Genomic DNA, 18940 nt, shown 5'->3' with positions numbered 1-18940 from the left:
TACACTGACCGCCATGAGTACGGGCGAGAACGGCCTCAGCATCCTCGTCGTCGATGACGACCCGCTGATCCGCCTCACCCTGGACGCGGCGCTCACCCGCCACGGCTACCGCGTGACCACCTCCGGTGATCCGCGGGCGGCGGCGAGCGCAGGCGACCCGGACGCCGCGCTGGTGGATGCGATCATCCCCGGGTATTCGCTCAGCGAATGCATCGGGCTCCTCCGTCGCCGGGCCGACGGGAGCCCTCGACCGATACTGGTCATGAGCGGCTCCCTGACCCGACCGGGTGAGCTCGCCGGAACCGGGATCGGCTACCTGACCAAGCCCATCCCACTCACCGTGCTCCTCGACGCTGTCGACGAGCTCGTGGCGTCCACCTCTGGGACGGAGACATAAGGGGCGGGAGCCAGAGAATCATGACGGATACTTCAGCGCGAACGCGCACCCTGAGAGTGGTGGTGGCCGACGACGATGTCTTCACGGCGTCGATGGTCGCGTCCGCCCTCCGGTCGACCGGCATGGAGGCGACGCAGGCGGTGACCGCGGCCGAGGCCTGGGAGACCATCCAGCAGGTCGAGCCGAACGCGGTCGTCACCGATCTGGACTTCGGCGGCGGCGATTCCGGAGCCGAGCTCCTATGGCGAGTGCATCGCGAGCTTCCGTGGGTCGGGCTCGTGGTCCTGACCTCGCACCTGTCCCCGCAGCTGGCCGTGGGCGACGACACGCTGCCCACCTCGGTGGTCTACCTGGTCAAGTCGCAGGTCAAGGATGTGGCCGTGCTGGTCGCCGCGGTCGATGCGGCCATCGTCGGCGGCGAGCACCACGCGGCCGAACCCGCCACGGATGCGCGCACGGTGACGCGCGCGCAGGCGGAAGTCCTGCGGCTGGTCGCGTCCGGCGCATCCACCCGGCGCATCGCGGCCGAGCGCGGCACCAGCGTTCGCGCGGTCGAGACCATGTTGGCGCGGCTCTACACGGCGCTGGGGGCCGATGCCGACGAGGAGGCCAACCCGCGCGTAACGGCAGCCCGGATGTGGCAGCAGGGGCGGGTCCGCATCCGCTGACCACCGCGTGCGCCGGCCCGTGGATGCGTCGCTGCGCGCCTCAGTGACCGGCGAGGAGTCGCAGGAAGCGCTGGAGTGGGCTGTCGGCCACGGCCGTCGTGTCGGCGGCGGCCGGGGAATCGTCCAGCGGGTTGTCGGCGAACCCGGTGAACCCGCACGCTTCGCAGACCAGCAGGTCGGCATGCACGGCCAGGCCCGCGCCGTAGTAGGGGTTGCGCACGAGCCGGGCGACGCCCCGGCACTGCGGGCAGCAGGCCTCGCGCATGGCACCCCCCTTTCGACCCACCCATCATGCGCCCGGATTCGCCCGAGCCCCGCGTCCCCTGTTCGCGGCGCGAACGGACCGGCGGGCTCCGTCGGTCGGGCTCAGTCGATCAGGCCGAGGTCGACGAGGCGGCGCAGGACCTCGAGACCCGCGGGAGGGCAGCGGTCCGCATCCGCGCTGGTGGTCCAGTGCACCGCGCCGACCTCGCCGGACGGCACGGGGTCGTCGTCCGTCCAGCCGCGGAACACGCGCATGTGCACCTGGCGGCCGTCGGGCTCGCCGTGCGCCTGGGTCTGGACCTCGAACAGCTCTTCGAGGTCATCCGGCTCGAACGGGAGGGCGACCTCCTCGAACGCCTCGCGCGCCGCCGCCTGCGCGGCCGTCTCGCCCGGATCGACCTTGCCGCCCGGCATGTAGTACACGTCCCGCCCGCGAGCCGTGACCATCAGCACCGTGCGGTCGCGGACGACGGCGACGGCGGAGACGATGAGCGGAGCAGCGGCCACCCCTCCACGCTAGCGGCAGCCGCCCTACGGCGTCTCGGCCACCTGCTTCAGCTTCCGCAGCCCTTTCTCGAAGTCGGAGCCGACCAGCTTGTCCAGGTTGACGAAGCGCGTGTAGAGCTTGCGGGGCGTCTCCATCCGCCATGTCACCCGCGTGGCGTCGCCCTCGGGCTCGAGGACGAAGCGGAGCTCGTTGGTGGAACGGAACGGCCGGGTGAACTCCAGGTGGATGCCGACGCCGTCCGCGTCCACCGCCGTCACGCGCATGCTGCCCGACCCGGCCTTGCGGTTACCCGACCACGCGTACGTGGAGCCGATCGCCCCCGGCTCTCCGGTGTAGTCGCGCGTGAGGTCCGGATCGAGGTCCTCCCACGGCGACCACTGCGTCCACTCGGGCAGCCGGGAGATGTGCGGCAGCAGTTGGTCCGGGGTCGCACGGATCTGCGTGGTGCGCTCCACGATCACGGTTCCAGCCATAGCGCGACCCTAGCGTCTCGCCGGCGCGGTGAGCGAGGGCATTCCGGCGCGGGCTGCGGCCGTGCCAGGATCAGGACGTGACAAGCCGAACGATGCTGCTCGACAGTGCCTCCCTCTACTTCCGCGCCTTCTACGGTGTCCCGGACACAGTGAAGGCGCCGGACGGCACTCCGATCAACGCCGTGCGCGGCTTCCTCGACATCATCGCCAAGCTGGTGACCGACTACCGTCCGGATGCGCTGGTCGCCTGCTGGGATGACGACTGGCGCCCGCGGTGGCGGGTCGACCTCATCCCGAGCTACAAGGCGCAACGCGTGGCGAAGGTGGTGCCGGGCGGTGTGGATGTCGAGGAGACTCCCGAGGCGCTGGTCGCCCAGGTGCCGGTGATCCGGGAGGTGCTCGACGCCCTCGGTATCCGCATCGCCGGCGCGGCTCTCGCGGAGGCCGACGACGTGATCGGGACGTTGGCGACCCGCGCCGCCGGACCCGTGGATGTGGTCACCGGCGATCGCGACCTGTTCCAGTTGGTCGACGACGAGCGTGCCGTTCGTATCATCTATACCGCTCGCGGCATGAGCAACCTCGAGGTGGTCACGGGCGACGTCGTGGAGCGGAAGTACGGCATCCGAGGCGACCAGTACGCCGATTTCGCGGCGATGCGCGGGGACTCCTCCGATGGCCTTCCCGGGGTGGCGGGCGTCGGCGAGAAGACCGCCGCTGCGCTTCTTGCCGACTACGGCGATCTCGCCGGGATCATCGCCGCCGCGGAAGATTCCGCAAGCGGCATGAAGCCGGCCGCCCGCGCCCGGTTCGCCGCGGCGCGCGACTACCTCGCGGTGGCGCCGCGCGTCGTCGAGGTGGTCCGCGATCTCCCGATACCCGAAGTGGACGCGCGGCTCGCCCCGCCCACGACGGAGCAGCGCGCGGCACTCACCGCGCTCTCCGAGCGGTGGGGGCTGGGCGGCTCGCTCGACCGTCTGCTCACCGCCCTGGAGAAGTGACACGCGCTGGACGTGATGCGCCAGCGACCGCTCGGCTTCACTCGGTGGGCGGGGCCCAGCGCCACAGCTCCCGCTGGGTGAGCAGAGCCAGCTCCCGCAGGACATCGAGGTCGGCCTCGCCATCGGCGCTCTCCCGGGGCGAGCGGCCGAAGACGCACAGTGCGCCGATGCGCGTGCCGTCGGGAGCTTCGACCGGATACCCGGCGTAGTAGCGCAGCCCAGCCGGTCCGGTGACCAGTGCGCTCCCCGAGAAACGTTCGTCGTGCGCGGCGTCCGGCACGACCATCCCATCGGCGCTCCGGATGGTGTGGATGCAGACCGACTGCTCGATCGGAATCTGCTCGAAAGCGGAGCCCGTCGATACGAGTGGCCACTCGTTGCGGTCGTCGAGGACCGTGAACATGGCGATCTCGGTGCCGAGCGTCCGTTTCGCCGTGCAGACGATGTCGTCGAGGCGGGGATCGCCGTCTCGGCTGTTGAGCCTGAGCCTGTGGATCGCCTCCACCCGGTCCGCGCCGTCGTCGGTGCGTACCGTGCGATCCGAATCCCGCTCCTGCACCGCCGGCCCGAGGGTGTCGACGATCCGACGCGCCCAGAACAGGTAGTCGCCGGGCGCCCGGTGGCGACGTCGCCCGGGACCGACCGGATCGGCGAGTTCGATGTAGAGCGCACCGGTCGCGTGGCAGAGCTCCCGCGCGATCGCGTTGAGGCGGCGCGCCCGCACATCGGCGATGCCCCCGGCCTCCGAGTCGTACGAGCGGATGGAGCGGATCGGCTGCGCGCCGAGCCACACCACCGAACGTGTGCCGCCGGGGCGGACGTGCAGAAGCAGCCGACGGAGCTGTTGCTCCCACGACCGCGGCTCCGCCAACCGCAGGGCGTCCGCCACCGCACCGCTGAGGACCACGGCGTCGTAGCGTTCGAACTCGGCGTCGTCGACCAGCCGGCGCAGCCGCTTCACCCCGGCGGACGGGTGCGGGACGACATCCACGATGGCGCCGCGTCCCGTATCGGCGGCGAGGGAGCGCGCGATCGCCCCCGGCAGCGCGAGGTCGTGACTGCTGACCCCCCAGCCGACGACCGGGCCGGAGCCCACGAGCAGCACCCGGATCACGCGACGGCCGGTCGCGTGCGCCTGGCGGCCGTCGACGGGGCGCACCAGTCGCGAGCGGACGGCCGCGACGTGCCAACGCCACGCGAGCATCGCCACGCGGCGAGGCAACGACAGGCGCTCCGCATCCACTCAATGAACGTAACCCGGCCGAAGGGTGCGGCCGACCGGATGCACACGCTCGTGTTCGCTGGGCGGAGACGGGTCGAACCGGAAGCTCGGGAGCTCCCCCGATCGGGTTACGGCAGGGTGTGGCCGGCCGACGTGAAGAGGCGGTACCACTCCTGGCGGGTCAGCGGGATGTCGGAGCCGGCCGCCGAGTCACGCACGCGCTGCTCGTTGGTGGTGCCGAGCACGACCTGCATCCCCGCCGGGTGGCGGGTGATCCAGGCGACCGCGATCGCCGTGGGCGTCACGCCGTACTTCTCGGCCAGGTCGTCGATCGCGTCGTTCAGCTCGGCGTAGTTCTCCCGGTCGCCCAGGAAGACGCCGTCGAAGAAGCCCTTCTGGAACGGCGACCAGGCCTGCAGCACGATATCGTGCAGCCGCGCGTAGTCCAGGATGCCGTTGTCACGGTCGATCGACTGGTCGAGCCCTGCCATGTTCGCCGCGACACCCTGCGCGATCAACGGCGCGTGCGTGATGCTCAGCTGCACCTGGTTCGCGACGAGGGGCTGCGAGAGCGAACGCTGGAGCAGTTCGATCTGACCGGGCGTCTGGTTGGAGACACCGAACGCGCGCACCTTGCCCGCGCTCTGCAGCTCGTCGAAGGCGAGCGCGACCTCCTCCGGCTCGACCAGGGTGTCCGGGCGGTGGAGCAGGAGGATGTCGAGGTAGTCGGTCCGGAGTGCCGCAAGGGACTCATCCACCGACCGCAGGATGTGCTCGCGCGAGAAGTCGAAGAAGCCGTCCCGGATGCCCACCTTGGACTGGATGACCACCTGGTCGCGCTCGGCTGCCGGGATCGCGCCCGCCTCCCCGAACCGCCGCTCGCAGCCGTGGGTCTCCCCGCCGTAGATATCGGCGTGGTCGAACATCGTGATCCCGGCGTCGCGCGCGGTGCGGACGAGCGCGCGAATCTGCTCGTCGTCGAGGTCGGAGATGCGCATGAGCCCGAGGACGATGTTCGACGCGGTGATGTCGGTCCGGGGGAAAGTGAAGGTCTTCATGTCTCCCATCTAACCCCCCGTCAACCCCCTGGCGCCGCGGATTTCTACGACTACCGTCTGTGATGCTAAAGAAGGAGCCCGCATGACCATGACGCCTGAATTCCATGTCGCTGTCGAAGATTTCGCGAAGGAAACGGGGCTGCGGGGCCGCCCGCCGGTCATGTCCGGTTACGTCGTGAACGCCCTCGGGCGCGACTTCCGCGTCACCGATGAGATGGCGCGCATTTTCCTGAACCAGGTGGAGCGGGTGGCGGCGACCGATTCCTCGGCTCTGGTGGTGCTCCGCCACGAAGAGGGCCTCGAGCTGCTGCTGGTCACCGACGACAACTCGTTCTCGATCCGGACCGCGGCCGGAACCACCGCAGCCGGAACCGCCGCAGCCTCGTAGGCTCGTCCCGTGGACGGCGGGGCGGATGAGGACGCGATCGGGCACATCCAGGCGTCCGTGCAGGATGCCGTCCGCGCACTGCGCGCCACAGGAGCGCGGCAGGAGGCGCTCGCGGAATACGAGGGAGCGCGGCGACGATTCCTGATCCCCCGCGAGCCGGTGCTCCGCCGCGTCGGCGCCGTATGGCGGCTGGGGGTCTTCCTGCTGGACGACGAGGGAACGCTGCGCGCCACCGGCACGCTGGTCCGCGCCACACCGCCGGGGCGCCCCCAGTATCAGTCGCAGTCGGCCGAGCAGCGCCGTTCGCTGCGGGCGGCCGCCCAGCGAGGGCGGTTCCACGACGGCGAGACCGTGAACTTCGATGCGCCGCTGATCCCACTCGATCCGGCGGCCCTCCGCAGCGCGAGCGGGCCGCTCTTCGTGCGCGACGGACGCGCGCTGGTCCGCTGGAGCGCTGCCGCCTCCGACGCCGACGCCCGCGACTTCGACGGATACCTCGCCGAGCGGGTGGACCTGCTGGCCCACCCGCCCGACGGGGCCTGAGCTCAGACGGCGGGGGACGGCGAGGCGGAGCCCGCGTCCGAGCCGCCCTTTCCGGTGACCTGGTCGATCTTGGCCGAGGCCTTCTCGGTCACCTTGCTGACGGTCTCGCTGACCTTTCCTCCGACGTCGGACGCGGTGCGCCCGGCGAGGTCCTTCACGTCGCCCTTCACGTGCTGCACGGTGTCGGACTGCGCGAATCCACGCCACTTGCTGCGCAGATCCTCGTAGGCCCCACGCCCTGCGCGCGTCCCGATGACGTACCCGACGGCCACTCCTGCGGCAAAGATGATGATCTTCATGGCTCGCACGGTACGCGCCGAGTCCCGACCGCGACAGCCCTCGCCGACCCTGACGACCGTCTGCGGGCCTGGGGCACAATGTCAGCGTGACCTCACAGCGGGCGGACGGACGGTCGGCCATCCTGGTCGAGGGGGCCAGTGACCGAGCCGCCGTGCTGGCCGCTGCCGACCTGCTCGGCGTCGACCTCGCAGCGGACGGCGTCCGCGTCGTCCCGATGGGAGGGGCGATGAGTGTTCGCCGCTTCGTCGCGGAACTGGGTCCGGCCGGGGCCGGACTGGGGCTGCGCGGGCTGTGCGACGCGGGTGAAGTGCGCTTCTTCGAGCGGGCGGGACTACCGGACGAGCTGGTCTTCGTCTGCCGACCCGACCTGGAGGCGGAACTGATCGGAGCCCTCGGCCACACCCGCACCGAGGAGGTGCTGGAGCGGGAGGGCGACCTGCGCCTGTTCCGGACATTCCAGCAGCAGCCGGCACAGCGGACGCGGACCCTGGATCAGCAGCTGCACCGGTTCTTCGGCACGACGTCCGGCCGCAAGGAGCACTACGGGGCCGTCCTGACCTCCGCACTGTCGCCCGACGAGCTCCCGGCGCCGCTCCGCGACGTCGTGCACCCGCCCACCTGACCCTCGCCCGCCTCGCCAGTCCGACGAGTTGCGCCTTGTGGTCGCTATTCGCGCCGAATTCCGACCACGACTCGCATCTCGGTGGCCAGGAGGGATCCACGTAGGGTGGAGGGATGGTTCAGGAGACGGATCCGGCGGTGCTGACGCGGCTGAGCGAGTTGTTCGCTGCACGGATCGCGCCGACATGGCCCCGACCATCCGTGCGCTGCGCGAGGTGCTGGCCGAGCATCCGGACGACCCGCACGTGCTCTACGAGGTCGGAGGCGCGTACGACACTGCGGGCGAAGAAGAGACGGCGGCCGGCTACTACGAGCGCGCGCTGGAGGCCGGGCTCGACGGAGACACGCTGCGACGCTGCCTGCTGCAGTACGGCAGCACCCTCCGCAACCTCGGACGGTTCGAGGACTCGCTGGCGGCGCTGGACCGAGCCCGCACGCTCTACCCCGAGTCCGAGTCGGTCCGCGTCTGGCACGCGCTGTCGCTGCACGCGGCGGGGCGCAGCGACGCCGCCGTGGCGGAGCTCATGGATGTCGCCGCCGACGGCATCCGCACGCCCGACCTGCTGCGCTACGAAGCGGCCATCCGCGGGAATGCGGACTACCTTCGCTCCCTCGACGCCGCGAGGTGACCTCCGGTCACGGTGCCAGCCCAGTCACGGTGCGAGCACAGCCGCGATGACCAGCAGCGCGGGCACGGCGAACACGGTCGTCAGCAGCACCACATCCCGCGCCAGGGCCGTGCCGCGTTCGTAGCGGGCGGCGAAGTTGTAGACGTTCTGCGCGGTCGGCAGCGCCGCGAGGGCGACCGCCGCGAAGAGCGGCTGACCGGCGAGCCCGAAGACGAAACGCGCCAAGACGAACGCGAGCAGCGGCATCACGGCCGACTTCAGGACGACGGCGGCGACGATGGGCGCGCGGCCGACTCCGGCCTGCAACGGGCGCGAGCCGACCAGCGACATACCGAACGCCATCAGCACCAGGGGGACAGCCGCACCACCGAGCAGCGCGAACGGCTGGAGGAGGGCGTCCGGGATCGTGACGCCGCTCACGTCGACGAGGATGCCGAGGACGGAGGCGATGATCATCGGGTTCCGCACCGGCTGCGTGAGGATGGAGCGGACGGACACCGCGCCACGACTCGTCGTGTCGAGGATCGTGAGGGCGATCGGCGCGAAGACGATCAGCTGCAGCAGCAGCACGGGCGCGACATACGACGCACTGCCGAGCACGTACACGGCCACCGGCAGGCCGATGTTGTTGGCGTTGACGTATCCCGAGCCCAGGGCGCCGATCGTCGTCTCGGGTGCGGGGAGGCGGAAGAACGCCCGCGACAGCGCGACGAACACGGCAGCGGAGACGACCGCGACGAGCGCGGCGACGATCAGCTGCGTCGAGAAGACCACCCGCAGGTCGGCTCGCGCGAGCGTGACGAACAGCAGCGCGGGGTTCGTCACGAAGAACGCGACCCGGTTGAGGACGAACGGCGCGGTCGGGCCGCCGATGCCCAGCCGGCCGGCGATGTAGCCGACGAGGATGACGAAGGCGATGATCCCGAACCCTGTCAGCACACCGCCCATCGCCCCAGCCTAGGGGCGCGGGATGCTACTGCCGGCGCTGCGACGGCGCCCGCACCACCCGCACCGCGAGCGCCACGAGGAGCAGCAGGGCCGCCGCCGCGAACGCCGTGATGGCCACCGGAGCGGACGGAAGCGAACCGGTCAGGCGCGAGACTCCGATCCAGGCGAGACCCCAGGCCGAGGCGACAGCGGGCGCGAACCGGCCGCGATCCCACACGGCGAGCGCGCATCCGATCGCCGCGAACACCGCAAGCATCCCGATCGCCCAGGCGTGTGGGCTGGCCCCGAATCCGGTGAACCCGACGGCCTGGAGCCAGGACGTCACGTTCGCGACGGTCGCGACCATGACCCAGCCGAGGTAGAGCCCGACGACTCCGTCGAGCAGGACGGCATCCGCCGTCGACTCGGCGGGATGACGGCGCAGGATGACGAACGTCACGACCAGCACGACCAGGAGCGCCACGATGGCGATCACGGAGAGGGCGAGCTGGCCGGCCTGCACCGAGAGGATCCACGCGGCGTTCAGGAGCAGCGAGCCGAGCACCCAGAAGCCGGCACGCCGCTGCCGTTCGCGCGCCGCCTGGGAGGGGAGCGCCTGCCAGATCGCATAGGCCACCAGGCCCGCGTAGATCACCGACCAGATGGCGAACGCCGGACCCGCCGGCGCGAGGAGTGTCGCATCCGCGCTGAGGGCGCCGCCCGCGACCTTCGGGATCGGCGTGCCGCCGGCGAAGCCGGAACCCACGACGGCACCGACCAGTGCGATGACCGCTCCGGCGATGACCAGCGTCTGCCGGACTCGGTCGACGGGCATGGGCCGCGCGGCGGCGAGCGTGCTCATGCCATGCACGGTAGTCCCGGGTCGCCCCGCGCGGAAGTTGCGGGAGGATGCGGACGACGGGATGCGGCTCAGCGCGGGACGACGGCCAGCACGACGGTCGCGCCGATGTCTTCGTCCGTCTCGATGCTCGTCCTGAGTCCGGCGCCGTCGAAGAGCACTGCCGACGTGGCCGCCTGCTCGGCGCTCGCCTCGATCAGCAGGGCTCCCCCGGGCGCGAGCCATGCCGCAGCGTCCGCGGCGATCCGCCGATGGAGGTCGAGCCCGTCGGCACCGCCATCGAGAGCGACGCCCGGCTCGTAGTCGCGGGCCTCCGGTGGCATGAGCGCGATCGCCGCGGTCGGCACATAAGGGGCGTTCACCGCGAGCACGTCCACCCGGCCCCGGAGTCCGCCCGGAAGCGCCGCGAACAGGTCGCCCTCGAACACGCGCTCGGCGGGGAGGTTGCGGCGCGCGCAGCGGACGGCGGCCGGATCGAGATCGGCGGCGTACACCTCGGCCGCGGGCACCGCCTCCCGGATCACGGCGCCGATCGCGCCGGCCCCGCAGCAGAGGTCGACCACGACCGCCTTGCCGGTGCTCTCGACGACCGCCCGGGCGAGCGCGGCCGCGCGCCGGGCGAGCAGTTCCGTCCGCCTGCGTGGGACGAACACCCCAGGATCGACGTGGAGCCGGAGTCCGCAGAAGTCGACCCAGCCGAGCAGCGGCTCCAGCGGTTCCCCCGCGGCGCGGCGGGAGACGAGCTCCTCCAGCCGGTCGGGGTCATCCGCCGCGTCGACCAGCAGCCGAGCTTCGTCTTCGGCGAAGACGCAGCCTGCCGCGCGCAGGCGAGCGACGATGTCGGGTTCAGGGTCGTGACCGGGCATCCGGCAATGCTAGCCGCGCCCGCGTTCCTGCCCCCTCGCCGAGCGTCTCCCGCTCAGTAGGGCTGAGCGCTCAGCAGCCGGGCCAGGTGCGCTGCGTTGTTGGCGACCGTCGCGTTCTGGTCGGCGACCGCCTCCGGTGTCTCGTCGAGGTCCTTGTAGTCGACCGAGCCCATGGCCTCGCCGTTCCAGTACGTCGAACCCTGCGACGGGATGCTGAAGCCCACGTCGTTCAGGCCCTGGAACAGGTCGGCGATGATCGCGTGTGCTCCGTCCTCGTTGCCGACGACGCCCACGATGGCTACCTTCCCCTCCACGAGCGGGCGTCCGGCGTCGTCGGTCTCGGAGAGTTCCGCATCCAGCCGCTCGAGCGCGCGCTGCGCCACCGACGAGAGGTGTCCCATCCACGTCGGGGTGACGATCACCAGGATGTCGGATGCGATGATCTGCTCCCGGATGTGCGGCCACTGATCGCCGTCGCCCTCATCGAGCTCGACGCCGGGCTTGATGTCATAGTCCGCGAGCCGGACGGCGGTTCCGGTCACATCATGGGTGGCCAGCTCGTCCAGCAGCTGCCGCGCGAGGAGCTGACTGCTCGACTCGGCGGGCGACGGCTTCAGGGTGCAGACGAGGGCGAGGGCGGTGAGACGATGGTTCTGATCGGTCATGGCGCGAGTGAACGCGCGGGCGGTCGGAAGCGCAAGGCTTTCGCGCCCCACCTTGACCTCACGCCCAGGTGATCGTATGGATGGGTGATGAAGCGTATCCACTATGCGAGCGGGTCCCTCCTCACCGGAGACGACATCGCCGATGTCCTGGTGCGCTACGCGGCCGCCCTCGCGCACAACAACGACTCGGCCGAGGCCCACGCCCCGGCGATCGTCGAAGGCGACCACACCGGCGAGGTGCTCATGCTGCTCGGGCCGGCCAGCCAGATCCTGGTGGAGGACGAGCACTTCGCAGGCGAGGAGCTGCGCGATGAACCGTTCGTCGCCGACGTCGAAGCCAAGATCACGGCGCTCGGTCCGCAGCGCGCCGTCTTCGTCAAGAACGGCACGGAAGACCTCCCCGACGTCGACTTCGACCTGCTGTGACGGCTCCGATACACGACTGCACTGGCGCACGACGGGCCACCGCGTACTATCGGGCGAGTAACGGGAAGCGGGAGGGGTAAATGCAGGTGTTTCACGTCTATATCGACGACCTGAGATTCACCTTCGTCGACCGCGCCCCGGTCGAGGAGTTGAAGAGCCGGATCGTCCAGGCGAGCCGCGACGACGGCGACTTCGTCTCCGTCACGCAGTCGAGCAGACCGCCGAGCGAGATCTTCGTGACCAGTCAGACACGTGTGCGGATCGAGACCGCGACCATCCCGCGCGACCCCGTTTCGAGCAACGCGGCGGGCGAGGACGACGACGACGCCTTCTGGTTCGACTTCGACTCGCTCGCCTGACGCACCGAGGCGGGCTACCGCTTCCGCCCGCGACCCGAACGGGGGATGCTCGTCGCATGCCCTCGACCTCGCTCTGGCTCGAAACCTCCCCGCCGATCGCCACCGACCCCTTCGAGTGGGACGGCCACTACGACACGATCGTCGTCGGCGCCGGCCTGACCGGTCTTGCGACAGCACTGATGCTGGCGCGCTCCGGGATGCGTGTGCTGGTGCTCGAAGCGCGAACGGTCGGCGCCGTCACCACCGGCAACACCACCGGCAAGATCGGCCTGCTGCAGGGCACGACCCTCGCGTCCATCCGCCGCCACACCTCCGACGCTGTGCTGTGCGCGTATGTCGACGGGAACACGGCGGGTCAGGGCTGGCTGCTCGACTTCCTCGAAGAGCAGCGGGTCCCGTTCGAGATCCGCGACGAGATCAGCTACGCCACCACCCTGGACGGGCTAGACACGCTGGATGCCGAACTCGCCGCCGCGCGTACGGCCGGCTTGGCCGCCGTGGAGGAACGGGCCACCGACCTGCCGTTCCCCGTCGAAGGCGCGCTCACCCTGGCCGGCCAGGCGCAGGTGCACCCGCTGCAGGTTCTCGCGGCGCTAGCCGGGGAGCTCCGGCGCCTCGGCGGGCACATCGTCGAGGGCGAGCGGGTCACCGATGTGTCCGCCGCCAAGCCGGCCGTCGTGACCAGCACCTCCGGTACCTCCCGGGCCGATCAGGTCATCCTCGCGACGGGCACGCCCATCCTCGACCGCGGCCTGTACTTCGCCAAAGTGGAGCCGTTCCGGTCGTATGTGACCGCTTTCCGGGTGCCGGGCGACCTCCCGCGCGGGATGTTCCTGTCGGCCGACTCGCCCACCCGGTCGCTCCGGACGGCGAAGGCCGCCGACGGGAGTGAGCTGCTCCTGGTCGGCGGCAATGGGCATCCCGGTGGCCGCGCGGACTCACCGGCCGAGAAGCTCGCCGACCTCTCGGCCTGGGCGGAGCGGATCTTCCCCGGCGCCGAACGCACGCATTGGTGGGCCGCCCAGGACTACCGTTCGGCGAACCGTGTGCCCTTCGTCGGCTGGCTCCCGCGGGGTCGCGGCCGGGTCTACCTCGCCACGGGATACGACAAGTGGGGGATGACGAATGCGATCGCGTCGGCGCTGACCCTCACCGCGGACCTGACGGGCGAGACGCTGGAGTGGTCGCGCGTCCTGCACCATCGCGTCACCCGCGCACGGGACCTGGCCTCCGGTGTCGCCATGAACGCCGCCGTCGGCAAGGAGGCCGTCACCCAGTGGGCGGCGGCGGAGACCGCTCCGGAGCTCGGCGACGAACCGGTCGCCGAGGGAACGGGAACCGTCGGACGCCGCGGACGTACTCCCGTCGCCGTCTCGACCATCGACGGGAGGACCTGCGCGCTGACGGCCGTGTGCAGTCACCTCGGCGGCGTCGTGCGCTGGAACGATGCCGAACTGTCCTGGGACTGCCCGCTGCACGGTTCGCGATTCGCGCCGGACGGAACCGTGCTCGAAGGGCCCGCCACCGTTCCGCTGTCTCCGGCGCCGGAGCCGCGGGCGCCGCATTCCGCGTCGCCGCAGGCCAATGGCCCAGCCGGACAGTCCTAGGCACGCGGCTCACCGCAGGAGTATTGTCGCGGCATGAGTATTCCTGACGACGAGAGCACGCCGCGCCCCGCCGAACCCACCGGGGCAGGCGAGCCGGTCACCCCGCCGCCCGCACCAGCTGCGCCCTCCACCCCGCCGGTCTCCGGACAGGGCTTCCCCGCCGCGCCGCCGCCTCCTCCCGCCTTCCCCGCCGCGTCGGGGTACCCGGCCGGAGCACCGGGCGCGGCCACCGCAGCGCCGACCGCCCCGCCGCGGACGGTCAACATCGCCTTCTGGCTGTTCATCGCCGGTGCCGTGCTGAGCGTCATCAGCGGCATCATCACCATCGCGACCATCGGGTCGCAGCGCGCACAGTTCCTCGACGCCATCCAGAAGTCGGACCAGAGCAGCTCGGTCGACCCGCAGAGCGTCGCGGACGCCGTGATCGCCGGCGCGACCGTCTGGGCCATCGTCACCCTGATCTTCTGGGCCGTGACCTTCGTCCTCTTCGCCTTCTTCATGCGACGCGGCGCCAACTGGGCACGGATCGTCCTGACGGTCCTCACCGTCCTGTCGCTGCTGAACGTCATCAACGGTTTCGGTACCGGCTTCCTCCAGTTCGCCCTGGCGGTCGTCGGCATCGTCCTGATCTGGCTGCGTCCGTCCAGCGAGTACTTCGCGGCGGTCAAGGCGTCCAAGGCGCCTCGCGCCTGACGCTCGCCTCGCCTGACGCTCGCCTCCAGCGGCCCGCGGACTCCGGTCCGCGGGCCGCTGTGCTGTGCGCGGGGCCCGTGCCGGCTTCCCGCGCGTACACTCGCGACATGGACCTGCGGGATGTCGCCGGCGAGCTGTACGCCGCCGCTCCGGGCGACTTCATCGCCAGGCGGAACGCCGCCGCGGCGGACGCCGACCGGCAGACCGCCAAGCAGATCAAGGCGCTGAGGAAGCCCTCCGCGTCCGCGTCCGCCATCAACGCGCTGGTGCGCGAGCATCCGGACCTGGTCAGCGGGGTCCTCGACATCGGTTCGCGGATGCGCGACGCGTTCGCCTCGCGCGACCGTGCCGAGATCCGCTCGCTCACGCAGGAGCGGCAGCGTATGCTCCAGCGCGCCACGGAGGGGTTGGACCTTAGCCCGGCTGTGCAACGCGAGGTCGAGGAGACGCTTCAGGCGGCCGTGATCGACCCGGCCGCGGCGGCGGCGGTCCGGAGCGGGCTGCTGCTTCGCGCGCTCGAGTCCACCGGGCTCGAACAGGTAGATGTGTCGGATGCGGTGGCGCTGCCGGTGGACATCGAAGACTTCCCCGAGCCGCGGCCGGGGCGGCGGCGACACGGGTCGGCGGCACAGCCGGGCGCAGCGGCCGACGCGCCGGGCCGAACCCACGGCGAGGCTGACGCGGGGGCCGACGCGGCGGAGCCGGCCGAACCGGAGGAGTCGCCGAGCGAACGGCGGGAGCGCGAGCGCCGCGTCCGCGCCGCCGAGAAGGCCCTCGAACGCGCCCGCAGCGATGCGGAGTCGGTGGATGACGAACTGGACGAGACCGTCGACCGCCGTGGCGACCTCGAGGCCGACCGGGACCGTCTGCAGCGCCGCCTCCAGCGGGTCGTCGACGATCTGACCGAGGCCCGGGCGGCCGAGCGCGAGCTCCGGCACCGGCTGACGGACGCCCAGCGTGCTGTGCGCGAGGCCGAGAAGGCCCTCCGGGACGCGCACGAGAGCTGACGCCGGCTACGCCCGAGTCGTGAGGCGTTGCTCCTATACCGGCCGAGTTGCGGCATCATGTCGCAACTCGCGGGAGGGAGGCGCCGGCTCGCCGGCCCCGCGGGCACGGGCGCGGCTCACAGCTGCGCCCGCGAGCCGGGGTGGCCGAGCTCCAGCGGACCGGTCAGTGCCGGCGACTCCTGCTCCTGCCCGGCCGGGACTCCCGCGTGGGTGTGGCCCGCGACGCCGTGCGCCGCGGTATGCGGCTCCTTTCGAGCGCACAGCCGTCCGCAGTACGAGCAGATGTAGCCGTCTCCGAAGCGGGCCTCCCCGTCGAGGCGGTACTCCAGCATCGCGCCGTCGCCCTCCAGGACGAACTCGACGAACGCAGGCCGTTCGAGCGAGGGGATGGGCACCCGCATCCGTTCGAAGGCGCTGCCATCGTCGTCCAACGGCACCCAGAGCTTCTCCGGCGTCGGGCCGAAGATCGAACCGGCCTTATCGACACGAGCCCGCCGGTGGTCGGCGCGGACGTGGAGGATGTGACCGGCACGGATCATGTCGCGCGGCAGTCCCTGGTACAACTCGGGCACCCCGTACGCGATCGCTCCGCGGCGGAGGCGGGAGAAGCCCTCCGCGGAGTCGTCGCCCATGATGACGAACGGCGGTGACTCCGGCCGTCTCAGCACGATCGCCGTGCCACCGGACGGGCTGTCGGAGATGAGCTGGAGAACCGCCGTCGCTTCGACGAGGGAGGACCCGCCGGCCTGCGCCGCCGGTGCCGCCGCTGGTGCTTCAGGCATGCGCCACCGCGACCGCCGTCTCGCGGAGACCCAGCTCGGCGTCGTAGCGGGAGCCCCAGACGCGATCGGCCTGCTCGATCAGGCACTCCGCGAGACGGCCCACCACCTCCACGTCGGCGACCAGCGTCTCGCCGTCGGCCGCGTGTCCGACGCTGCGGCCGCGCAGCAGCCAGGCGAAGCGCTCGGGCCGCGAACCGTCCTGCGGAGCGTGACGGGGAGCGGGCAGACGGCTGATCTGGCGCGCTGTCCACTCCACGCGGGGCAGCGTCCACCAGTCCTCGGCGTCGAGCGGGTAGGCCGGGAGCCCCGGGAGGGACAGCCCCGACTCGACGTCGACCGACCCGCCTTCCAGGTCTGCGGCGTAGCCGGCCGAGAAGCGCACGTACAGGCCGGGGCCGTCGTCGAGCAGCGCCTCGACCTCAGAGAGCTGATAGAGCACGGGATCCTCCGCTCGGGATGGCGTCCCCCAGACCGGCGACCCGGTACCGGCACTCCATTCGGGTGCGCGAGACCAGTTCGAACGCATGCCAGGACGGCCGGTCGAGGGACGGGATGGGGACCTGGATGTGTTCGGGCGCCTCGCCCGCGTCGTCGAGCGGGACGAACACGATCACGTCGGACGCGCCGAACACGGAAGCCGCGCAGGCGAAGCGCGACGTAGCGTAGCCGTCGGAGGCGACAACGACCGCGGGGTCCGACTCGGCCGGGACATCGTCGCGCGGCAGCTCGCGGTACGGCTCGCCGACACCGTGGGCGCCCGGGCCGCGACGCATCCGCACGAACATCTCGCGGCCGCCGAAGACATCCAGCCGGAGGGACGAGGGCACGGGTCCGTCCACTAGCACCGCGACGGGGGTCCGGGCCCGGCGCGGCAGCATCATCAGCACCGCCGTCGCTGCCAGATCGCTCATGCACGCAAAGCTAAGTTCGATCCGGACGGAAGTCAGGGGATTGACGAACCGTCGTCTCAGTGCGCGCGGGCTACGGGATGTGGCGGCTGATCTCGTCCTCGGGCATGATCAGCATCCCGCCCGTCCGCTGCGAGGTGTGCATGAGCGCTTCGAGCCACTGGGTGTTGATCGCGGGTGGCCGGCTCCCGCTGAACTGGAAGGCGAGCGGAACCTCGCGGCTGATCCACAACGAGACGCGCCCGGAGCCCTGCTCGACCGGCACATCCCAGTTCAGCAGGAAACTCTCGTGGCGGCGGAGCTTGGCGACGATGGCGAGCTTGACATGACTGAGCACACGATCGTCGAGGTCGTACTCCTGTCCGGCGCCGTAGACGAGTTTTCCCATGTCCTCATAGTGCCTGAACGGCGCACAGAATTTCTCTCGTGTCAGGGGGATTGACACCGGTACCAGACCGTGGTTGTGGATTCGACCCCCCACAATTCTGGGATCGTTTCCACTCGGGCGCGAGACGTGAGTGGATGCGCTGATCGCTCCCGGATTGCCGCGTCTGGTCGCAACTCGGCGGGGGCGAGGGGAGGCGGGGGCGAGGGGAGGCGGGGCGCGCGCGAGCTCCCGGGCGCCTAGAGGGCGCGGGGGGCGGCGGTCGATCCGCGCGGGAGCACCTGCGCCTCGAGGACCGTCGTCTGCGGCTCGGCGGCCGGGTCCTTGAGCCGCTCCAGCAGCCGGCCGAGGGCGGTCTCGCCGAGCGACACCGCATCCTGCGCGACCGCGGTGATGCCGGGACTGACCATGCTCATCCACTCCGAATCGTCGAACGAGACGACGCTGACATCCTCCGGGATGCGCAGGCCGAGGTCGTTCGTGGCCCGCCAGACGCCCTCAGCGAGGAGGTTGTTGGCGGCGAAGATGGCGGTCGGGTGGTCGCGCCGGGCGAGGATGTCGATCGCCGACTTGCGGGCGCCGTCCGCATCCCAGCCGGTCGAGATCACCAGCGACGGGTCGGCGGGGATGCCGGAGCCCTCCAGCGAGGTGCGGTAGCCGGCGGCGCGCTCGCCACCGGTCGTCCACGTCGTCTCGTCGATGAACAGCGCGATGCGGCGATGCCCGAGGTCGATGAGGTGGTCCGTCATCCGCTTCGCGACACCGGCGTTGTCGATGATCACGGCGTCGCAGCGACCGGCCGAGAACTGTCGGTCGGCCTCGATCACGGGGATGTGCTGGCGCACCAGGTAGTCCGAGACGTCGCCGGAGAGTGGAGTGACGATCACGCCGGCGACGCGCGTGGCGACGAAGGCGCGGGCTGCATCCATCTCAGCCTCGGTCGAGCCCTGGTCGTCGACCAGCATCATCGTGTAGCCCTCGCGCCGTGCGCGCGCAGCGATGCCGGCGGCGAGGTCGGCGTAGAACGAGTTGCGCAGGTCCGAGACGAGCACGCCGATCGTCCGGCTGTCCTGCTTCCGCAGGCTGCGGGCCATGGCGTGGGGCACGTATCCGAGCGATTCCGCCGCCGCGACGACACGCTCCCGGACCCCGGCGGCGACGTATCCTTCGCCGCTCAGCGCGCGGGAGGTCGTCGACTGCGACACGCCCGCCGCGAGTGCGACATCCTTCAGCGTGGCGCGGCGCGGAGCCCCCTCCGCGTCGTTCTCGATCATGGCACCCTTCCCACGGGCGCCGGAGCGCCGGACGCCCGGCGAAGTCCACCCTAACGGTCGCCGACCGCCTCGTGCTCCCACCCATCCGGGGCCGGGTCGGGCGCCGCGGG

General features: G+C 71.2%; 27 protein-coding genes. 12 read left to right on the top strand and 15 right to left on the bottom strand.

The window, feature by feature from the left end; genetic code table 11:
• Positions 1-13: 13 nt before the first annotated feature.
• Entirely contained in the window at positions 14-397 is a 384-nt protein-coding gene (locus tag P3F85_RS17100; RefSeq protein ID WP_374009040.1) for a two-component system response regulator, read from the top strand.
• Positions 398-417: 20 nt separating this feature from the next.
• Entirely contained in the window at positions 418-1065 is a 648-nt protein-coding gene (locus P3F85_RS17095; protein ID WP_374009039.1) for a response regulator, read from the top strand.
• Positions 1066-1105: 40 nt separating this feature from the next.
• Here P3F85_RS17095 and P3F85_RS17090 read toward each other — a convergent pair whose 3' ends face one another.
• From P3F85_RS17090 to P3F85_RS17080, 3 genes are all read right to left on the bottom strand, one after another.
• Positions 1106-1330, bottom strand: a complete 225-nt coding sequence (locus P3F85_RS17090) for a hypothetical protein (protein ID WP_374009038.1) — start codon at positions 1328-1330, stop codon at positions 1106-1108.
• A gap of 101 nt (positions 1331-1431) precedes the next feature.
• Positions 1432-1836, bottom strand: coding sequence for an NUDIX domain-containing protein (locus P3F85_RS17085; protein ID WP_374009037.1), 405 nt, complete (start codon positions 1834-1836; stop codon positions 1432-1434).
• A 24-nt stretch (positions 1837-1860) separates the two neighbouring features.
• Positions 1861-2310 carry an SRPBCC family protein gene (locus P3F85_RS17080; RefSeq protein WP_374009036.1) on the bottom strand — a complete coding sequence of 150 codons (450 nt, stop codon included), beginning with the start codon at positions 2308-2310 and terminating at the stop codon, positions 1861-1863.
• Positions 2311-2402: 92 nt separating this feature from the next.
• On the opposite strand from P3F85_RS17080, the gene P3F85_RS17075 reads away from it, so the two are divergent.
• Positions 2403-3311 (top strand): 5'-3' exonuclease H3TH domain-containing protein, encoded by a 909-nt coding sequence (locus P3F85_RS17075; protein ID WP_374010964.1) that lies wholly within the window; start codon positions 2403-2405, stop codon positions 3309-3311.
• 37 nt (positions 3312-3348) lie between these two features.
• On the opposite strand, the gene P3F85_RS17070 is transcribed toward P3F85_RS17075, so the two are convergent.
• Positions 3349-4554, bottom strand: a complete 1206-nt coding sequence (locus P3F85_RS17070) for a hypothetical protein (RefSeq protein WP_374009035.1) — start codon at positions 4552-4554, stop codon at positions 3349-3351.
• 107 nt (positions 4555-4661) lie between these two features.
• Positions 4662-5591, bottom strand: a complete 930-nt coding sequence (locus tag P3F85_RS17065; RefSeq protein ID WP_374009034.1) for an aldo/keto reductase family oxidoreductase — start codon at positions 5589-5591, stop codon at positions 4662-4664.
• An 82-nt stretch (positions 5592-5673) separates the two neighbouring features.
• Here P3F85_RS17065 and P3F85_RS17060 point away from each other — a divergent pair, with 82 nt between their 5' ends.
• Positions 5674-5979, top strand: a complete 306-nt coding sequence (locus P3F85_RS17060; RefSeq protein WP_374009033.1) for a TetR family transcriptional regulator — start codon at positions 5674-5676, stop codon at positions 5977-5979.
• Between the two features lie 9 nt (positions 5980-5988).
• Entirely contained in the window at positions 5989-6522 is a 534-nt protein-coding gene (locus P3F85_RS17055; protein ID WP_374009032.1) for a hypothetical protein, read from the top strand.
• A gap of 2 nt (positions 6523-6524) precedes the next feature.
• On the opposite strand, the gene P3F85_RS17050 is transcribed toward P3F85_RS17055, so the two are convergent.
• Positions 6525-6821 (bottom strand): hypothetical protein, encoded by a 297-nt coding sequence (locus P3F85_RS17050; RefSeq protein ID WP_374009031.1) that lies wholly within the window; start codon positions 6819-6821, stop codon positions 6525-6527.
• 86 nt (positions 6822-6907) lie between these two features.
• Between P3F85_RS17050 and P3F85_RS17045 the strand changes: the two genes are divergently transcribed.
• Both P3F85_RS17045 and P3F85_RS17040 read left to right on the top strand, forming a co-directional pair.
• Positions 6908-7444, top strand: a complete 537-nt coding sequence (locus P3F85_RS17045) for a TOPRIM nucleotidyl transferase/hydrolase domain-containing protein (protein WP_374009030.1) — start codon at positions 6908-6910, stop codon at positions 7442-7444.
• A gap of 184 nt (positions 7445-7628) precedes the next feature.
• Entirely contained in the window at positions 7629-8072 is a 444-nt protein-coding gene (locus P3F85_RS17040) for a tetratricopeptide repeat protein (RefSeq protein ID WP_374009029.1), read from the top strand.
• A gap of 24 nt (positions 8073-8096) precedes the next feature.
• On the opposite strand, the gene P3F85_RS17035 is transcribed toward P3F85_RS17040, so the two are convergent.
• The 4 genes from P3F85_RS17035 to P3F85_RS17020 form a co-directional block, all read right to left on the bottom strand.
• Positions 8097-9020, bottom strand: a complete 924-nt coding sequence (locus P3F85_RS17035) for an AEC family transporter (protein WP_374009028.1) — start codon at positions 9018-9020, stop codon at positions 8097-8099.
• Between the two features lie 25 nt (positions 9021-9045).
• Positions 9046-9861, bottom strand: coding sequence for a tryptophan-rich sensory protein (locus P3F85_RS17030; RefSeq protein WP_374009027.1), 816 nt, complete (start codon positions 9859-9861; stop codon positions 9046-9048).
• Between the two features lie 68 nt (positions 9862-9929).
• The gene (locus P3F85_RS17025; RefSeq protein WP_374009026.1) at positions 9930-10724 is read right to left on the bottom strand and encodes a putative protein N(5)-glutamine methyltransferase; all 795 of its coding nucleotides are present in this window, start codon (positions 10722-10724) and stop codon (positions 9930-9932) included.
• Positions 10725-10777: 53 nt separating this feature from the next.
• Positions 10778-11389: a flavodoxin family protein gene (locus P3F85_RS17020; RefSeq protein WP_374009025.1), complete on the bottom strand. Its 612-nt coding sequence runs from the start codon at positions 11387-11389 to the stop codon at positions 10778-10780.
• A gap of 87 nt (positions 11390-11476) precedes the next feature.
• Here P3F85_RS17020 and P3F85_RS17015 point away from each other — a divergent pair, with 87 nt between their 5' ends.
• From P3F85_RS17015 to P3F85_RS16995, 5 genes are all read left to right on the top strand, one after another.
• Positions 11477-11815, top strand: a complete 339-nt coding sequence (locus P3F85_RS17015; protein WP_374009024.1) for a hypothetical protein — start codon at positions 11477-11479, stop codon at positions 11813-11815.
• A gap of 80 nt (positions 11816-11895) precedes the next feature.
• Positions 11896-12174, top strand: coding sequence for a hypothetical protein (locus P3F85_RS17010; protein WP_374009023.1), 279 nt, complete (start codon positions 11896-11898; stop codon positions 12172-12174).
• 56 nt (positions 12175-12230) lie between these two features.
• Entirely contained in the window at positions 12231-13781 is a 1551-nt protein-coding gene (locus P3F85_RS17005; protein ID WP_374009022.1) for an FAD-dependent oxidoreductase, read from the top strand.
• A 33-nt stretch (positions 13782-13814) separates the two neighbouring features.
• Positions 13815-14474, top strand: coding sequence for a hypothetical protein (locus P3F85_RS17000; RefSeq protein ID WP_374009021.1), 660 nt, complete (start codon positions 13815-13817; stop codon positions 14472-14474).
• A gap of 107 nt (positions 14475-14581) precedes the next feature.
• Positions 14582-15481 carry a hypothetical protein gene (locus tag P3F85_RS16995; RefSeq protein ID WP_374009020.1) on the top strand — a complete coding sequence of 300 codons (900 nt, stop codon included), beginning with the start codon at positions 14582-14584 and terminating at the stop codon, positions 15479-15481.
• A gap of 116 nt (positions 15482-15597) precedes the next feature.
• Here P3F85_RS16995 and P3F85_RS16990 read toward each other — a convergent pair whose 3' ends face one another.
• From P3F85_RS16990 to P3F85_RS16970, 5 genes are all read right to left on the bottom strand, one after another.
• Positions 15598-16263 carry a hypothetical protein gene (locus tag P3F85_RS16990; protein ID WP_374009019.1) on the bottom strand — a complete coding sequence of 222 codons (666 nt, stop codon included), beginning with the start codon at positions 16261-16263 and terminating at the stop codon, positions 15598-15600.
• Entirely contained in the window at positions 16256-16702 is a 447-nt protein-coding gene (locus P3F85_RS16985) for a DUF6098 family protein (RefSeq protein ID WP_374009018.1), read from the bottom strand. Before P3F85_RS16985 ends, P3F85_RS16990 begins: the two co-directional genes overlap by 8 nt.
• The gene (locus tag P3F85_RS16980; RefSeq protein ID WP_374009017.1) at positions 16683-17174 is read right to left on the bottom strand and encodes a hypothetical protein; all 492 of its coding nucleotides are present in this window, start codon (positions 17172-17174) and stop codon (positions 16683-16685) included. Before P3F85_RS16980 ends, P3F85_RS16985 begins: the two co-directional genes overlap by 20 nt.
• Positions 17175-17244: 70 nt before the next feature.
• Positions 17245-17559, bottom strand: a complete 315-nt coding sequence (locus tag P3F85_RS16975) for a hypothetical protein (RefSeq protein WP_374009016.1) — start codon at positions 17557-17559, stop codon at positions 17245-17247.
• A 236-nt stretch (positions 17560-17795) separates the two neighbouring features.
• A complete protein-coding gene (locus P3F85_RS16970; RefSeq protein WP_374009015.1) occupies positions 17796-18830 on the bottom strand; it encodes a LacI family DNA-binding transcriptional regulator in 1035 nt (344 codons plus the stop codon).
• Between the last annotated feature and the right edge of the window lie 110 nt (positions 18831-18940).

Origin of the sequence: Leifsonia sp. T36S-04, assembly GCF_042465655.1 — a bacterium.
Lineage (GTDB): Bacteria > Actinomycetota > Actinomycetes > Actinomycetales > Microbacteriaceae > Leifsonia.
The sequence above is the reverse complement of the archived record's forward strand: the minus strand, read 5'-3'. Positions and strand labels throughout refer to the sequence as shown.

Bases quoted from the DNA above. Each gene is read 5' to 3' on its own strand.
- P3F85_RS17100 (WP_374009040.1), top strand. From the start codon at position 14: ATGAGTACGGGCGAGAACGGCCTCAGCATCCTCGTCGTCGATGACGAC.
- P3F85_RS17095 (WP_374009039.1), top strand. From the start codon at position 418: ATGACGGATACTTCAGCGCGAACGCGCACCCTGAGAGTGGTGGTGGCC.
- P3F85_RS17090 (WP_374009038.1), bottom strand. From the start codon at position 1,330: ATGCGCGAGGCCTGCTGCCCGCAGTGCCGGGGCGTCGCCCGGCTCGTG.
- P3F85_RS17080 (WP_374009036.1), bottom strand. From the start codon at position 2,310: ATGGCTGGAACCGTGATCGTGGAGCGCACCACGCAGATCCGTGCGACC.
- P3F85_RS17075 (WP_374010964.1), top strand. From the start codon at position 2,403: ATGCTGCTCGACAGTGCCTCCCTCTACTTCCGCGCCTTCTACGGTGTC.
- P3F85_RS17065 (WP_374009034.1), bottom strand. From the start codon at position 5,591: ATGAAGACCTTCACTTTCCCCCGGACCGACATCACCGCGTCGAACATC.
- P3F85_RS17060 (WP_374009033.1), top strand. From the start codon at position 5,674: ATGACCATGACGCCTGAATTCCATGTCGCTGTCGAAGATTTCGCGAAG.
- P3F85_RS17050 (WP_374009031.1), bottom strand. From the start codon at position 6,821: ATGAAGATCATCATCTTTGCCGCAGGAGTGGCCGTCGGGTACGTCATC.
- P3F85_RS17040 (WP_374009029.1), top strand. From the start codon at position 7,629: ATGGCCCCGACCATCCGTGCGCTGCGCGAGGTGCTGGCCGAGCATCCG.
- P3F85_RS17035 (WP_374009028.1), bottom strand. From the start codon at position 9,020: ATGGGCGGTGTGCTGACAGGGTTCGGGATCATCGCCTTCGTCATCCTC.
- P3F85_RS17030 (WP_374009027.1), bottom strand. From the start codon at position 9,861: ATGAGCACGCTCGCCGCCGCGCGGCCCATGCCCGTCGACCGAGTCCGG.
- P3F85_RS17025 (WP_374009026.1), bottom strand. From the start codon at position 10,724: ATGCCCGGTCACGACCCTGAACCCGACATCGTCGCTCGCCTGCGCGCG.
- P3F85_RS17020 (WP_374009025.1), bottom strand. From the start codon at position 11,389: ATGACCGATCAGAACCATCGTCTCACCGCCCTCGCCCTCGTCTGCACC.
- P3F85_RS17015 (WP_374009024.1), top strand. From the start codon at position 11,477: ATGAAGCGTATCCACTATGCGAGCGGGTCCCTCCTCACCGGAGACGAC.
- P3F85_RS17010 (WP_374009023.1), top strand. From the start codon at position 11,896: ATGCAGGTGTTTCACGTCTATATCGACGACCTGAGATTCACCTTCGTC.
- P3F85_RS17005 (WP_374009022.1), top strand. From the start codon at position 12,231: ATGCCCTCGACCTCGCTCTGGCTCGAAACCTCCCCGCCGATCGCCACC.
- P3F85_RS17000 (WP_374009021.1), top strand. From the start codon at position 13,815: ATGAGTATTCCTGACGACGAGAGCACGCCGCGCCCCGCCGAACCCACC.
- P3F85_RS16995 (WP_374009020.1), top strand. From the start codon at position 14,582: ATGGACCTGCGGGATGTCGCCGGCGAGCTGTACGCCGCCGCTCCGGGC.
- P3F85_RS16990 (WP_374009019.1), bottom strand. From the start codon at position 16,263: ATGCCTGAAGCACCAGCGGCGGCACCGGCGGCGCAGGCCGGCGGGTCC.
- P3F85_RS16980 (WP_374009017.1), bottom strand. From the start codon at position 17,174: ATGAGCGATCTGGCAGCGACGGCGGTGCTGATGATGCTGCCGCGCCGG.
- P3F85_RS16975 (WP_374009016.1), bottom strand. From the start codon at position 17,559: ATGGGAAAACTCGTCTACGGCGCCGGACAGGAGTACGACCTCGACGAT.
- P3F85_RS16970 (WP_374009015.1), bottom strand. From the start codon at position 18,830: ATGATCGAGAACGACGCGGAGGGGGCTCCGCGCCGCGCCACGCTGAAG.